The organism is Streptomyces sp. NPDC006235 (assembly GCF_040613735.1).
Taxonomy (GTDB): domain Bacteria; phylum Actinomycetota; class Actinomycetes; order Streptomycetales; family Streptomycetaceae; genus Streptomyces.
This window is the reverse complement of the sequence record NZ_JBEXSR010000002.1, coordinates 338,263-352,800: the sequence shown is the minus strand read 5'-3', so window position 1 is coordinate 352,800 and position 14,538 is coordinate 338,263. Positions and strand designations below refer to the sequence as shown.

The following is a 14,538-nucleotide window of genomic DNA, read 5'->3' as shown; positions in this document are numbered from 1 at the left end:
GATCCCCTCCCCGATGCGAATGGACATCCTAGAAAGCCGGGCCGTGGCGAAGGCGGCCGGGCTGTCGGTGGGGGCCACTACGCTGAGGCAAGATCGGGCTGGTGCGTGCTGAGGGGGATGTCCATGGCCGATGAGTTTCCCGAGTTTCGGCTGAGGCTGCCGAACGGCAAGATGGTGGCCCGGGGACGGCTCCTGCCGGAGAAGGGCGCCAAGGGAAGCCGGATGTTCGTCGTCGCGGCGGGGTCCCCGGTCCGGGCCAACACCGTGCCCTCGTTCGCCGCGAGGAAACCACCGTCGTACTACACGCGGCAGCACTTGATCGACACAGGTGTGATCCGCAGGTCCGACCGTTGGCGGGGATATCTGGAGACCGTGTCGGACATCGAGTGCACCTCGCCCTCTTCCGCCGCCGAGATACTCATGGGCTGCAGTGCCAACGGGTGGGGGGTGTGGAAATCCGCCGACGGCCGTGCGCTCATCGACCACTTCGGGCCGTCCGCGTCCGTTCCCAACCGCCCGTGGTTGGTGCGAGGTTCGAACGTCTCGGGTCTCGACCTGGTCCGGCGTCAGTGGCTCCCGGAGGGACTCGTCACCCTCGCCGCCTCCCGTCTGCGCCAGGGCATCCGGCAGGGCGTCGGCAAGGACGAGCTGCGCACGCTGGTCCAGGAGGACTACGAGTCCACGGCCACGTACAACCAGCGGCAACAACTCGTCGAGGACCTTCACGCCTTCCTGTCCCGGATGAAGCCGGGCGACACCGTGTGCACCATCTCCGGTGGGCACCTGTACGTCGGTGAGATCACCGGCGAGGCCGAGCAGACGCAGTCGGAGGACCGGCGCTCCAACCTGCGCCGACCGGTGGAGTGGAAGCCGGCCGGGCACCCGTACGAAGAACTTCCCGAGGAACTCCAGCAGAAGCTGTCCATCCAGCACGACGTCGTCGACCTCACCTCGGTCCAGGCCCACATCGAAGGCCTCGGCCTGACCTACGAGGAGCTGGTCGAGGAGGCGGAGGCCATAGAGCGGGACCCCAGCGCAGAGTTCCCGGCGCTCACCGCCCGCCGTGAGCTGGAGCTGCCCGAGCCGACCGATGAGCTGGCCGGTGAACTCCTCGTGCACGACACCGAATGGTTGCGTGAGGTGCGTGATCTGCTGTGGGACGAGCGGCAGCTGGTGCTGTACGGGCCGCCGGGCACCGGCAAGACCTATCTCGCGCTGAAGCTGGCCGAGTTCCTCGGCGGCGGCCCCGAGCAGGTCAAGCTCGTGCAGTTCCACCCGTCGTACGCCTACGAGGACTTCTTCGAGGGCTTCCGGCCCCAGGAGGACGCCCAGACCAGGGAGGTCGCCTTCCGGCTCACCGCGGGTCCGCTGCGCGAACTCGCCGACCTGGCCTCCCGCGAGGGCAACCGGCACGTCCCGCACTTCCTGATCATCGACGAGATCAACCGAGCCAACCTGGCGAAGGTCTTCGGCGAGCTCTACTTCCTGCTGGAGTACCGCAACAAGTCGGTGCGGCTCACCTACTCCGGCGACGACTTCGCGCTGCCGCCGAACCTATTCGTGATCGGCACGATGAACACCGCGGACCGCTCGATCGCTCTCGTGGACGCGGCGATGCGCCGCCGCTTCGCCTTCGTCGAACTGTCGCCGCGTACGGAACCCACACGCGGCCTGCTGCGCCGCTGGCTGGCCCGAGAGGGCAAGGACGCGGAGCCCGCCGACCTGCTCGATGTGCTGAACTCGCGCATCGGCGATCCCGACTTCCACATCGGGCCCTCGTACCTGATGAAGAAGGGCGTGTACCGCGAGGGCGGCCTGGAGCGGACCTGGCGTACGAAGATCCTTCCTCTCCTCGAAGAGCACCACTACGGGGAGGGCGTGGACATCGAGAAGCGGTACGGGCTGGCCGCGTTGCGGGAGTGCCTGGCGTGACGCCCGCGGGGGAAGCCGTGCGGTCCGTCGAACTGGTCGAGCACGCGCCGGCGACCCGTCTCGCTCTGCCGGACGCCGTCGGCCGTGCCCTTGCCGCTTCCGACGTCGTGGACGCGGTCCCGGACCCGTACACGCCCGGGTTCTGGTCCCTGAGAGCCGGCAGCAAGGTCGGGGCCGTGGCCATCACGGCACCGGACGGTGGTACCCCGGTCACCGTGCGTGTCAGACCCAAGGTGTCCATCGCCCGGCTCTTCTTCCTGCTTGGCTACACGCTTGATCCGCGACGGAGTTGGCGGGACGGGGAGGTCGAGGTCGCCGAGCACCGCGATCTGCTGCCGGCGCTCGCCCATGCCGTGGAGCGGCAGGTGGACCGGGCCCTGCAACAAGGCCTGTTGCAGGGTTATCGGGCGACCGAGGAATCCGCGCTCGTCGTCCGCGGCCGGATCAGCGAGGCCGAACAGATCCGGCGCCGGTTCGGGGCCATGCTGCCGGTGGAGGTGGCGTACGACGAGTTCACGACCGACATCGCGGAGAACCGCATCCTGCGCACGGCTGTCGAGCGTCTCCTCCGGCTGCCCGGCATACCGAGCGACGTCCGTCGCAGACTGCTGCATCAGCGCGCCCGGCTGGCCGACGTCACCGCGATCGTGCGCGGGCAGTCCATCCCCGACTGGCGTCTCACCCGCCTCAACTCCCGTTATCACCACGCCTTGTGTCTCTCACACGTCGTCCTGGACGGCGCCTCCGCCGAGCACGCGCCCGGCGATCTGCGCATCGACGGGTTCCTGTTCGACATGAACAAGCTCTTCGAGGACTTCGTGACGGTCGCCTTGCGTGAGGCCTTCCGGGCCATGGATTCGGGTCACACCGTCCGGTTCCAGGACCCGCACCACCTCGACGAGGGCGCCGCGATCCGCATGAGGCCGGACTTCGTGCTGTACGGGCGCGCCGGCATCCCGTGCGCGGTCGTGGACGCCAAGTACAAGGCGGAGAAGCGGGGCGGCTATCCGGACGCCGACCTCTACCAGATGCTGGCGTACTGCACAGCCCTCGACCTGCGCGAGGGCCATCTCGTCTATGCGAAGGGCAATGCCCCGCATGCCTCGCACCACGTACGTCATGCGGGAACCGTCATCCATCAGCACGCCCTCGACCTGGGCCTGGAGCCCGCCGGATTGCTCGCGGAGGTCGCGGAACTGGCCCAGCGGCTGACGGACACCGCGCGCGTATGACCGACTGCGGAGTGTCCGACCAGGGTGGGGAGTTCGCCTCGTGCCGCAGCTCGCGTTCGCCAACAGTTTCTGGGAGAGCTACGACTCCCTGGAGAAGCCCGTCAAGGCCGGCGTGCGCAACGCGATGCAGAAGTTCCAGCTGCTCTCCGTGCCCGAACTGCATGCGGACAAGGGGCTCCACCTCGAGTCCGTGCAGAACGCTCAGGACACCCGCATGCGGACCATCCGCATCAACGACTTCTGGCGCGGAGTCGTCCTCGCACCTGACGACGGCAGTGATGTGTTCCTGCTCGTCAACGTCGTGCGGCACGACGACGCGTACACCTGGGCAGCCAGGCGGCTGTACACGACGAACTCCGCGACGCGCGCCCTCGAAGTCCGCAACGTGGTCGCGCTCGAACAGCTGACTCCGGCTCTGGAGAAGGCGGCTGCCGCCGCCGACTCCCTGCTCTTCGCGAAGTACTCGGACAACGTGCTGCGCGAACTGGGCATCGACGACCAGGTGCTACGCGCGGTGCGGACTATAGTCGACGAGGCGCAGCTCAAGGCGTTCGAGACACTACTGCCGGAAGACCAGTGCGAAGTGCTCCAGTCCCCGTCGTCCGGGTCAGGGACAACCCAGGGCCCGACCAGGACGGGGTGCGGCTCGCCACCATGCACGCCATGAAAGGGCTGGAGTTCCGCTGTGTCGCGGTCCTGGGCGTGACGGCCGGCGCGGTGCCGTTCGCCCGCGAGGTGACGCCGGCTCCCGTGGACGCACTGCAGCGCGAGGCGGATCTGCTGCGCGAGCGGTGTCTGCTGTTCGTAGCGTGCACGCGGGCGCGGGAGGCTCTGTCGGTGACCTGGAGGGGTCGGTCAGTTCGTTCGTACCCCGACCTGATCGACTCGCGGACGAGACGATCTGACGGGCTGCGTCACCTTTCCGGGGCGAGTGCGCCGTTGCCGAGCCCGTCCCTTGCCAGGGCCGTCACGTCCCGGCTCAGCTCAGCCACTCTCCGCGCCCGCTCCTCGAACTCCTGGAGCGCGCGGAAGGCCGCCCCGTACCGCCGCTGCTCGGTGATGTCCATCTGTGGAATGCGGGCGCCCTTACTGTCGAGACGGAAGGTGCCGCTGGTGCTCGTGGAGCGCCGGGTGTTGCCGGCACTGCGCAGAAAACCCTGGAGATAGGCGGTGTCGAGCTGGTCGCTGGTCGAGACCGGTTCCGGATCTCCGTACTCGACGAGCCCTGCGCGCGCGAGGTCAGCGACGCTGACGGTGGGTCCGTCCAGAGAGCTTGGGCCCTCGCCCGCGATCAAGGCCGGCAGCAGCTCCGCCAGCAGCCGAACCTGTTCGGTCAACTCCCGTCGCAGGCTCTGGTATTCGACCGCAAAGTCGCGATGGGAGTCCTCGACGTGACGGCCGGGCGTGAGGTCCACGGCATCGTCCAGCAGATCGATCAGGGGCACTTCCGCCATCTGCTCGGGGTCCGGTTCCAGTGAGCCGTCCGGATCGGCGGCCGTCAGATCGACCATGCGGACGCTGGTGGCGGCATCTCCCGGGGTCAGGGGGCGACGCAGCTGCCAGAGGTGGACCGGAAGCGCATGCGAGGCCGCCGTGCCGGAGGGAAGGGCGGTGACCTGGGTGAGGATGCCACGTCGTACGAGCTCTGCGCGGATACGGCGGCCGGCCTTGCGGTAGGCGACCGAGGCGGGCAGGACCATGAGGACCCGGCCACCGGGCGCGGTGTGCGCGTACGCGTGCTGCAGCCAGGCGAGTTCACCTTCGGCACGAGAGGGGGTGCCGAACTCCCAGCGCGAGTCGAGCAACAGATCCTCGCGCCCCCAGTCGGGTTCACCGACTGGCGGATCACAAACGACCAGGTCGGCCTTGAGATCCGTCCACTGGTCATCACGCAGGGAGTCCCCGGCGACGATGTCGGCACCGACGTTCGCGGTGAGGACGGCCCTCAGCTGTGCGAACGTGGCCCTGCGGGCGTCGACCTCCTGCCCACAGCGCCTTGGGCCCTGCTCTGGACCGACGGCGAGCAGGAGAGAGCCGATCCCGCAGGCCGGATCGAAAAGCGTCGCGTCCGGTGCCACCTCACCGGCGAAGTGGCGTACGGCTCGAACGACACGCAATGAGCTGATCTGGTCGGATCCGGCTCGGCGTACAGAGTCGGTGAAGCGCTCCGCCAGGGCGCTCACCGCCTCTGCGGCGCCACCGCTCTCGGCAAGATCGCGCGCGAGCCGGGCGACGTCCGACGGAAACTCCTCACCTGCCTCTCCCTCGGCAAGGAAACGGGCGACGTCCACGAGCCCGCCGAGCATGTCGTCGCCGTAGGCTCCGCGCAGCGCTTGCCACAGCTGCACCTCCACGGAGATTTCCTGCCCCTTGCGCTGCCTGGCCAGCCAGGCCTGCACCTCGGCCAGGTCGAACAGCGGACTGTTGACGCCGCCGCCGACAGGCGTGGGGAAGTCGCCGTAGCGTCGCCGCCAGTTCGATACCGCAGCGCGGGTGACACCCGCCAGCCGTGCGATCTCGGAGCCGGTGACCAGCGGGGTGGCCTGCGGAGCGGGGGTATCCGTCATACGGGCAACCGTACACAGGGCTCATGCCGCTATCAATGGACGTATTCGTTGACGCCGTTAACAACAGATGTGGTGACGCGTCGTGTACTGACTGTAGCGGCTCTTTTCGATGGCGGCGTCTGAGGCGTTCCTGATCACTGGCCGGCGTTCTCGTGGCGGGCACCGGCCGTGTTTCACACGCCCATGTGGCTGCGAGCGATGCGGCCATCCGGTCGCTGGGTCGACGCGACTGCCTGTGCACCGGGGGCTGTCGCCGCGGAACCGACGCGATCGGCGAACCGCCGCCCGGGCCGGGGGCCTTCACCCAAGATCCTCCAGCAGCAGATCGAGCGCCGCCTCCTCGTGCAGGGCGATGCCCAGGGCGTCCATGGCGGGAGCCAGTTCCGTGTCCCACACCGCCTCGGCCGACGGTCCGGTGAGGGCGATCGACGGTGTGCCGTTCACCTGTGCGCGGGTCGCGAGGTACTCGTAGTCGGCCGCTCGCATACGCCACGGCTCCGCCGCGTACCGCTGCATGACCCGGTTGGCCAGGGTGATGCCGGGCCAGTCGAAGTCACCGTGGTAGGCGAAGGCGCAGCCGGACGCCGCCAGCGCGTCCAGGAGGGTGAGGACGACCGTCGTCGCGCTTCCCGAGGTGCAGACGAGGGGCGCCGTGCGGCCGGCGTCGGCCGCGGCTTCGACCACCCGGGGGTTCTCGCAGACGTGGACCCGGGTGCCGGGCGGCATGTTCAAAGTGAGGGTGCGTAGTTCGCGCAGGGTCAGATGAGTCTCCATATGGTGGTCGGCGCGCTCGCGCAGCGCCGCCTCCCGCCAGGTGCCGCCGGTGGGGCGCAGGCCGTACGCGAGAGCCGTGCTGGAGACCTCATCGGGGGTGACCGAGGCCATGCGCCACAGCACCCGGCGCGCCGGTGCGTCGGCGGGGAACTCGACACCTCGTGCCAGGGCGATGCCGCGCAGAACCAGCCGGGACAGCAGGGTTCCGTCGTCCAGGCCGTGCGCCGAGCCGGTGGCGCGGGTGGCCAGTTCGCCGCGGCCCCAGGAGGCCGGGGTCAGGCGTGGGTCCGTGCCGGGGAAGAGTGTCGCCAGGGTCTGGACGGCCTGGGTGATGACGGTGGTCGCGGTGTGCGGGTCCTGGCGGGCGAGTGTGCCGCCGCGTCGTATCTCCTCCAGCCACCGTGCCGTCCAGGGCTGGGCCGACAGCGATGTGCTTTCCAGCTCGGTCTGAACCGTCGACCACAGGCGGGAGCGTTCGGCCGCCGCCGCGTCGCGCACCGCCCGGCGGTCGGTCAGCGGTGGGCCCAGTTCCTCCAGTGTCGAGGTCAGGCCCCGTCCGACCGCGCTGGCGCGCAGGCGGGTGTCCAGGTCCGGCAGGCGGATGGTGGCGGTGAGGCCGGTGACCGGTCTGGCCAGGAGGAGGGACAGCGCCTCGCGCTCCCGCGCGTCCAGGTGCTCGAGCCTGATGGTTCCGGCCAGTCGCAGGCCGTTGCGTTCCAGCCGGGTGCGGGCCGCCGTCCAGAGGCGGGTGAGACCCGGCCGGGTGAGGAACGCGAGGGCTTCGGCGTCCGGGGGACGCTCGTCGGTCTGCTCGGCGCCCGTCATACCGACACCAATCTCCGCTGTCGCCCGTTCCACGTGTAGTGGAGCGTGGCCACGCCCCGCACATGCGGGTCGCGCAGGCACTCGTAGATGTGGAGGGACGGCACGTCGGGCCAGTTGCCGATCAGCCGTTCGCTCGTGAGGACGAAGTCGAGGTCCAGGTCGACCAGGATGCGGCCGAGGCGAGCGTGCGTGGGCTCGTCCACCTTGGCGAACGCGTCGTCGAGGAGGATCAGGCGGGGTGCCTGCGGGGCGGTGTCGGCGAGGCCGGTGAAGTGCGCCGCCGCGGCGGCGAAAAGGACCAGGTAGGACAGGACCCGCTGTTCGCCCTGGCTCAGGCCCGTGCGGCCGGAGAGTTTGCGGCGGCTGCCCGGTGCCGCGTCGTTCACCACCCAGGGGGTGAAGGTGAACCAGTCGCGGTAGTCCAGGGCGGTCCGCAGGTGGGCCGCGTAGCCGGCGGCCGGGTCGGCGCGGCGGGCGTCTTCGATACGGCGCTGGAGGACGTCGCGGAGGTGCTCGGACTGTTCGCGGGTGCGCAGGCCGGAGGGGCTGCGCAGGAGGTCCACGGCCGCCTTGACGTCCGCTTCCACGCCGTCGGCCAGGCTCCAGTCGAGAGTAACGCCCAGACCGTGTGACGTGCGAACGGTGGCGAGGGTGCTGTTGAGGGCGGCGACCAGGGCGCTCGCGGCCAGCACCTGCGAGGACAGGTGGTCGCCCAGCTCTCCTGTCAGGAAGCGCTGGAAGACATCGCGCTCGCGCTCCGTCAGACGGTCACGGGCCTCGGCTGCCTCGGCCGCGATGCGCTCGCCGACCGCGGCGATGTCGTGCGGGCCGTGGTCGTCGACGAGGCGGCACAGCTTGACGCCCTCGCGTTCCTCCATCGTCGCGTCGTAGCCGCCGGAGAGCTGGTCGCGCAGTTCAGTGTGACGGTTGAGGAGGGTGGTGTCCGAGATGTCCCGGCGCTCGGCATCCAGGCCGCGGCGCACGGCGTCGACCAGCAGGCGCAGCGCCGCGATGCGCTCCCGCACATCTTGGTGGACGGGGTCCAGGGGCTTCAGCGTCCCTCGGCTCGCGTCAGCATCGGCATCCGCGCCCACGTCGGCCTCGGCGCCGGCGTCCGCGTCTGCATCGAGGCCCGCTCCCCTCAGCACGCCCGGCAGGGAAAGGGCCGTCCGCAGTCTCCTGCCGCAGGCCAGCACCTCGGCCTCCTGGGCGGCGAGTGTCTCGCGCCGCACCCTCTCGTCCTCTTCCGCCCGTACTCTCCGGTCGTGCACGTCGGCCATGTCCCTTCGCGCACCCGGGAGCTGGCGTCCGACGGCGTCCAGGCGGCGCTTCGTCTCGGCCTCGCGGGCCAGGATCTCCTGCTCCGAGGCACCGAGAGCCTCTTCCAGGGCCCGGACGGTGCGGCGGGCGGCTTCCAGGCGAGCCAGCGGCTCCGCGTAGTCGGACTCGGCCTCCCGGCGCGCCGACTCGGCACGCTCGTAGTCCGCGCGGCCGGCGCGGTGGCCGTCGGCGGCGGAGAGGACCGCGCCCACCCGTCGGCGCAGCCGCTGCGTCCCCTGCCCGAGGCGGTCCAGGGCGAGTCGGACCCTCTGGAGTGCGGCCGGGTCCGCGGGGAGGTCGTGGGCACTCGCCGTGGCCTCGGCTTCGCGCCGGGCGACGACCGCGCGGGCCCGAGCCTGTTCCGCCTCGCGGGCCGCCGTGTACGCCTGCGAGGCCAGGGTTTCGGCGGCACGCTCGGCCTCGGCGGTCCGAGCCCAGGCGTCCGTCAGCCCACGTGCCGGGGGCGGGCGGCGCAGGGTGTCCGTGACCAGGTCGCGATGTTCGGTGAGGATCTGCAGTCCGTGCCTGCGTTCCACCAGCTCCGTCTCCAGGTCGAGCAGTCGACGGTCGAGTTCCGCCAGCGCCCGGCGGCGGGTCTCGGCACGCACCTCGGCGCCCACGTACTCGGCGGCCTCCTTGGTGTGGCGGCCGCGGGCGATGCCGAGCCGCCAGGAGCCGTCGGTACCGATCGCGGTGTGCGGCTCGGCCCTCTCCACATCCACGTCCGCGCCCACGTGCATGTCCACTCCCTCGGCGCCGGGCTCGCCGGTGAGGGTCTCGTCGCCGGCCAGAGCCACCGCCCCCAGTACCCGCTCGACCTGCTCCGCCGTCACACCGCTGTCAGGCGCGGCGACCGGCCGCAGCACCTGGGCGAGTGTCGGCCCGGGCACGGGTGCTCCTGGAACCAGAAGGGTGTCCCGCGTGCCCGGATCGAGGACGGTGCCGTCGGCGCGCACCCAGGCGTCGAGCAGGCCGCTCGCCTCCAGCGCGGCTTCCAACCCTGCCCGCGCGTCCGGCCCCACGTCGTGGGCGAAGTCCACCAGACGGTACAGGGGGGCTCCGGTGCCGGGTGTGCGGGGAGCCGTGCGGTGGGACCGGGGCGGGGGCTCGGGGTCGGTGCGGCGTTCCCAGTCCTCGCGCTGCCGCCGGAGGCGGTCCTGTTCCGTCTCCCGTTCGCGGACGGTCAGGGAGAGATCGTCGCGCTCCGCGCCCAGTGCCGCCAGCCAGGGGTCGACGGCCGAACGGGCCGCTTCGACCACGGCCTCGGGGGTCTGCGCGAGCAGGGGGCCGTCTGCCGGCTCCGGCGCGACGAGGGCGAGCAGGGCGTCCAGGGACACCCCGGCGAATTCCCGCAGCCGCTCGCTCCATGCTGTGGCCGCGAGGGCGTACGCCTCGGACTCGTCCACGGTTTCCTGGAGCCGCCGCTCAGTCCGACTGCGCGCGTGTTCCGCCTGTTCCTCCAGGCGCTCCCGGGCCGCGTCGGCCTCGGCGGCCTCCCTTCGGGCCTCGTCCGACCGCTCGATGAGAGTGCCGAGTTCGGTGACGAACCGGGAACGGTTCCTGATCACCGGCTGGGCGGCGTCCAGCCCTTCGTCCCAGGCGTGCAGCGCGGCCGCGCATGTCTGCGTGTCGACCGCCAGCACCGGACCGTGTCGTACGAGGTGGAAGTCGCCGTCCGGTGCGGTCAGTTCGGCGGTGGCGGCGGGCACGACGGGTGCGACTGGGGTCGCCACGGGCTCCCCCAGGTGCACGGGGTCGAGCCCGGACCGCTCTGCCTCCCGCACCAATTCGCCGTACATGGTGTTCAGTTCGACGAGCTCTTCGCCGAGCCGCCCGGCTTCCGCGGTGAGACGTCGTCCGGCCTCCTCCTGGTTGGCGTGCGCCTGACGGACGGCCCTGAAGGCGGCGGCGGCCGCGCTGTGCAGGGCGGTGACGGTGGCGCGCTTCTCCCCGAGTTCCGTCAGGCTGCGGTATTCGGCGCCGGCGTGCAGCGCCGCGAGGTCCGTCGCCGCGGCGTTCGACTCGCCCTCGAGTGCCTCGATGCGGGCGCCGATTTCCTGCTCGCGCTCGCGGAGCGCGTCCGCCGTGCGCGCCGCGTCGCCCGCGGACCTGCGGTGCGCCATCAGTTGCTCGAGCTCACCGTTCGCCTGGTCCGTGCGGCGGCGCAGCACCCCGTGCAGATAGCCGCGGTAGTCGGTGAGGAAGGTGCGCAATGCCTGGTCGGTGCGTTCGAGGCGCCCGAGGTAGGCCCTGACCGAGTCGAGGTCGTCCAGGCTGCGGGCCACCTTCTCCACGACCTCGTCGTCGAGCGCGGGCAGGGTCTCGGCGAGGACGGAGACCAGTCCGCCGGAGTCGATGCGGTCGCCGATGGTGGGGCGTCGCAACCGGTGCAGCAGGTGCAGCAGGTTGCGGTAGCGCGCCGGGTCGGTGAGGCCGAACAGTTCGCGGGCGACCCTGGCCCGGTGTTCGACGGCGCGGTCGGTGACGTTCTCGGAGCCGACGAGCGACTTGAGCCGGTCGACGGCCAGTGGCTGCCCGGCGGGAGCGAGGTCGAGTCCCTCGCCGACCCGCAGTCGCGTGGTGAAGAAGAACGGCTTCGCTGTCTTGGTCGACTGGGAGGCGCGGATGGCCGCGCCGATCGTCAGGTGATGGTCGTTGCCCTCCTCGTCGGTGCGCGCGAGCTCCAGCCACAGGTGGCCAAGCCGGTTGGTCTGCCCGAAGCCGTCGAGCATCAGCCAGGCCAGGGTGGTGCGTCCGGTTCCCGTGGCGTCCAGCGCGCGGGCGTCGCCGTCGAGGAGGTAGGGCAGCAGCATCTCCAGGGCCTTGGACTTACCGGCGCCGTTCTTGCCGCGCAGCAGCAGGCGCCCCTCTCCGAAGGCGAACTCCTGCTCGTCGTACTGCCAGACGTTGCGGATGCCCGCGCGGTGCAGTCGGTAGCGGTGCGGGGCCGGCGGGCGGTTCATCGGGATGGCTCCTTGGAGTCGTCGTCCGCCGGGGAGCGGTCGGTACGGTGCTTGACCGCCACGGTGGTGGCGTACCGGGCGGCTGCGGCGAGCAGGATCCAGCCGCCGTCCGAACTGCCTTGGCCCCGCGCCTGGGAGACATCGGTGACGGAGCGGCCGTCGGCCACCGTCTGCTCGTATCCCTCGGGCAGGCCATGGCCGTCCGCGCGCACGGGGCCGGCCGGAGCCATCAAACGCATCCGGACGAGGAGGTCGAGTACGGCCGCGAGGAATCCGTCCCGGTCCTCCAGGTGGCCGCGCTGCCAGCTGCTGCGCCCGCCGTACTCCTCGATGAGGTCGTCCAGCAGCTCGGGCAGCAACCCGTCCGGGACGGGTACGCCGATGACGAGCCGTCCGCCGACCGCCGGATGCCCGGCGTCTTCGGGACGCAGCCGGTCGACCAGTCGCTCCAGGAGGAGCAGCGCTGCTTGTGCGACCGTCCCGGTGCCCGGCAGGTGCAGGTCGGTGAGTTCGTCCTCGGTGTCGACCAGGGCGATGCCTTCTGCGCGGATCTCTGCTTCCAGGCCGAGCAGTTCGGAGAACGCCTGCGCCTCACGCCGCTGCCGGGTGCGCAGCCATTCGCGCTCGGTGTCCGTGAGGTCGTCGAGGTGTACGACGGGGGTTTCGACGAGACGCCTGCGCACGTAGGTGCGCGGCCCTCCGAAACCGGGGTTTGCGGCCCGGCGCACGAGATCCGCGCCGTCGCGGCTCTGGGCGAGCGGGCCGGCGACGACGACGCGTGCGATCTCTCGGTCCACGGTCAGCAGTGCCTCCCCGCCCCGTTCTTCGGCGATGGCCGCTACCAGGCCTTCTGTCTCTGTCAGAACACCCCAGTCGACGAGTTGCCGCAGCGCGGCCGCGAGGGTTCGCCGCTCGGCCTGCCGTCCGGTGTCGGCGATTTCGATGCCGGCGTCGACGGCCGCGGCCCGCAGGTCGGCGACGAGCTGGGAGAGCAGGAGCTGTTCCGGTGCCGTGACGAGGACCGACAGGGCGAGGGCCAGGTAGGCGTACGTGCGTGGGCTGAACGGTGTTCCGGTCGACGGTCGCTCCAGGCGGTGGCCCGAGCCCGGACCGAGGCCGGCCTTGAACAGCCGGGCGTACGAGGCCTCCACCAGCAGGCGGTATCCGAAGACCTGCTGGAAGCGCTGGGCCAGCCAGTCGGCGTGTCGCCTGATGAGCGGGAAGGTGTCGCTGTGCGGTCCGGTGCTGGTGACCAGGGGGTGGGCAAGCAGGAGCCGTGCGGCGGTGCGGCGCTCGGCCGCGAGTGCGACGTCGTGTGCGGAAGGCAGGGGCATCAGGCGCTCGCCTCGCCCACCGCGGACGTGGAGGCACTCTCGACGGCCACGGTGAGGTCGTCCGCCGTCAGGTCACCGTCCACGGACTTGAGGACCATGGCCCTGCCCGGCGTACGCCACGCGGTCAGCCGGATGCCGAGGTCCGCGTCCGCCGCCTGCGCGCCGTCGAGCAGAAAGTCGTGGGCGTCCTTGTGCAGCTGGGCGTTGCCGAGAGCGGTCGTCATCAGCTCCAGCAGCAGTCGCATCGCCGGCGCACTGAGGCGCACCTGCTCGAACCTGGCTGAGGCGCTGCGCAGTTCGTCCGCCGCCGCCTGCCGGGCCTCGGCCTGCTGTCGTGCCTGTTCCACAAGGCGGCGTTTCTGCTCGGAGTGGTCCTCGGCCGCCGCGGGACGTCCGCGGGGAGCCCTGCTGCCGCGCTCGCGCAGTGCCACCGGCACCTCGACGACGGGTCCCGTCCACCAGCTCACGTACGCCGGCACGGACCGGTCGGGATTCGGTGCCACCCCCAGATGGCGTGCGCCGTAGAGCCCGAAGGCGGCGACCGCCAGGTCGTGGGCCTCTTCCGGCTCCGCGGCGTCGAACCAGGCCGCGAGCCGCAGCAGGTCCTTGCGCCGGGACATCTCACCGGAGGCCGAACGCAGCATCCGCTTGGCGTTGGCGAGCAGCGACTGCAGGGCGCGCAGGGTGGCGTCCCGCAGCTGATCCACCTGGCTGGAGTGGCCTCCGGTGACGGTGAACCACTCGCGCAGCCCCTCCCAGTCCGCGCGGTCGCGTCCGCGGCTGCGCTGCACGCGCGTCTCCGGCAGCCCGCCGGCGAGCGTGCCGATGCCCGCCGCGTGGGCGTCGATCCGGGCGAGCAGCGCGGGCAGGTGCGGCCAGACCGAGTCCAGGTGGGCCGCGATGCGCGGGGCCCGGAAGGAGACGTCCTCGGTGATGGCCTCCACGTAGTCGAGCAGCAGTTCCTTGAACCCCTGGTACTCGGCCGAGTCGAGGTCGTAGCGCGCCAGCACCTGACCCAGATAGGCGTAGAAGTCCCGGACGGACTCGGCGAATTCGGCGAACTGCACGAAGAGCGTGCTGATCCGCTCCAGTGCCTGCTGCGGATCGGCGCCGCCGGGGGCCGCGGCCATCGCGGCGATCTCACGCAGGCCGCGGTCGACGAGGGCCAGCAGCTCGCTGCTGACCTCGCGTGCCGCGTCCGCCCCGGCGAGCACCTCGTCCGCGTCCCGCTGCACGCGCTCCCCCAGCTTCGACAGCTGGTAGCGGGAGCGCGAACGCTGGTATTCGGCGATGCTGGTCGCTTTGACGGTGTGCGTGCTGCGCAGCAGATTGCCCCAGCGCACGAGCTCCTCTAGCCGGCGTGTGAGCGTTTCCGCGTCCAACCCCGCCCCCGGGCCGTCCGTCTCGGCCAGCTTGGCGAGAAGGTCGGGTACCGACAGGTCGGCGAGCAGCGTGCTGCAGAACACCCGCATCACGGCCACGTACTCAAGGCGCTCGGGCGCGCTTAGGTACGCGTACGCAGTCAGTCGCTGCCAGGCCTCGGCGCCGACTTCCTCCCCGTGTGAGGTCTTCCCCTCGTTCCCCTCCATAT

General features: G+C 71.1%; 7 protein-coding genes and 2 pseudogenes. 4 read left to right on the top strand and 5 right to left on the bottom strand.

Annotated features, from left to right (window positions below):
• The first annotated feature begins 117 nt into the window (after positions 1-117).
• The 4 genes and pseudogenes from ABZ192_RS03670 to ABZ192_RS03655 all read left to right on the top strand — a co-directional run.
• Entirely contained in the window at positions 118-1,932 is a 1,815-nt protein-coding gene (locus ABZ192_RS03670; RefSeq protein ID WP_356922862.1) for a DUF4357 domain-containing protein, read from the top strand.
• Positions 1,929-3,164 (top strand): restriction endonuclease, encoded by a 1,236-nt coding sequence (locus tag ABZ192_RS03665; protein ID WP_356922861.1) that lies wholly within the window; start codon positions 1,929-1,931, stop codon positions 3,162-3,164. The genes ABZ192_RS03670 and ABZ192_RS03665 overlap by 4 nt, the downstream gene beginning before the upstream one ends.
• 40 nt (positions 3,165-3,204) lie before the next feature.
• Positions 3,205-3,756, top strand: a pseudogene (locus ABZ192_RS03660) (DNA helicase UvrD); the annotation flags it as partial.
• Between the two features lie 62 nt (positions 3,757-3,818).
• A pseudogene (locus tag ABZ192_RS03655) lies at positions 3,819-3,950 on the top strand (hypothetical protein); the annotation flags it as partial.
• A gap of 128 nt (positions 3,951-4,078) precedes the next feature.
• Here ABZ192_RS03655 and ABZ192_RS03650 read toward each other — a convergent pair.
• From ABZ192_RS03650 to ABZ192_RS03630, 5 genes are all read right to left on the bottom strand, one after another.
• Positions 4,079-5,731, bottom strand: coding sequence for an N-6 DNA methylase (locus tag ABZ192_RS03650; RefSeq protein WP_356922860.1), 1,653 nt, complete (start codon positions 5,729-5,731; stop codon positions 4,079-4,081).
• Between the two features lie 300 nt (positions 5,732-6,031).
• Positions 6,032-7,330 carry a TIGR02679 family protein gene (locus ABZ192_RS03645; protein ID WP_356922859.1) on the bottom strand — a complete coding sequence of 433 codons (1,299 nt, stop codon included), beginning with the start codon at positions 7,328-7,330 and terminating at the stop codon, positions 6,032-6,034.
• Complete coding sequence (locus ABZ192_RS03640; protein ID WP_356922858.1) at positions 7,327-11,613, bottom strand: TIGR02680 family protein; 4,287 nt, start codon at positions 11,611-11,613, stop codon at positions 7,327-7,329. The genes ABZ192_RS03645 and ABZ192_RS03640 overlap by 4 nt, the downstream gene beginning before the upstream one ends.
• On the bottom strand, positions 11,610-12,947 hold the full coding sequence (locus ABZ192_RS03635; RefSeq protein ID WP_356922857.1) for a TIGR02678 family protein: 1,338 nt from the start codon (positions 12,945-12,947) through the stop codon (positions 11,610-11,612). Before ABZ192_RS03635 ends, ABZ192_RS03640 begins: the two co-directional genes overlap by 4 nt.
• Positions 12,947-14,536, bottom strand: a complete 1,590-nt coding sequence (locus ABZ192_RS03630) for a TIGR02677 family protein (protein WP_356922856.1) — start codon at positions 14,534-14,536, stop codon at positions 12,947-12,949. Before ABZ192_RS03630 ends, ABZ192_RS03635 begins: the two co-directional genes overlap by 1 nt.
• Between the last annotated feature and the right edge of the window lie 2 nt (positions 14,537-14,538).

What these genes read in the sequence shown, in the direction of transcription:
- ABZ192_RS03670 (WP_356922862.1), top strand. Translation starts at nt 118, where the DNA reads ATGTCCATGGCCGATGAGTTTCCCGAGTTTCGGCTGAGGCTGCCGAAC.
- ABZ192_RS03650 (WP_356922860.1), bottom strand. Translation starts at nt 5,731, where the DNA reads ATGACGGATACCCCCGCTCCGCAGGCCACCCCGCTGGTCACCGGCTCC.
- ABZ192_RS03635 (WP_356922857.1), bottom strand. Translation starts at nt 12,947, where the DNA reads ATGCCCCTGCCTTCCGCACACGACGTCGCACTCGCGGCCGAGCGCCGC.
- ABZ192_RS03630 (WP_356922856.1), bottom strand. Translation starts at nt 14,536, where the DNA reads ATGGAGGGGAACGAGGGGAAGACCTCACACGGGGAGGAAGTCGGCGCC.
- ABZ192_RS03645 (WP_356922859.1), bottom strand. Translation starts at nt 7,330, where the DNA reads ATGACGGGCGCCGAGCAGACCGACGAGCGTCCCCCGGACGCCGAAGCC.
- ABZ192_RS03640 (WP_356922858.1), bottom strand. Translation starts at nt 11,613, where the DNA reads ATGAACCGCCCGCCGGCCCCGCACCGCTACCGACTGCACCGCGCGGGC.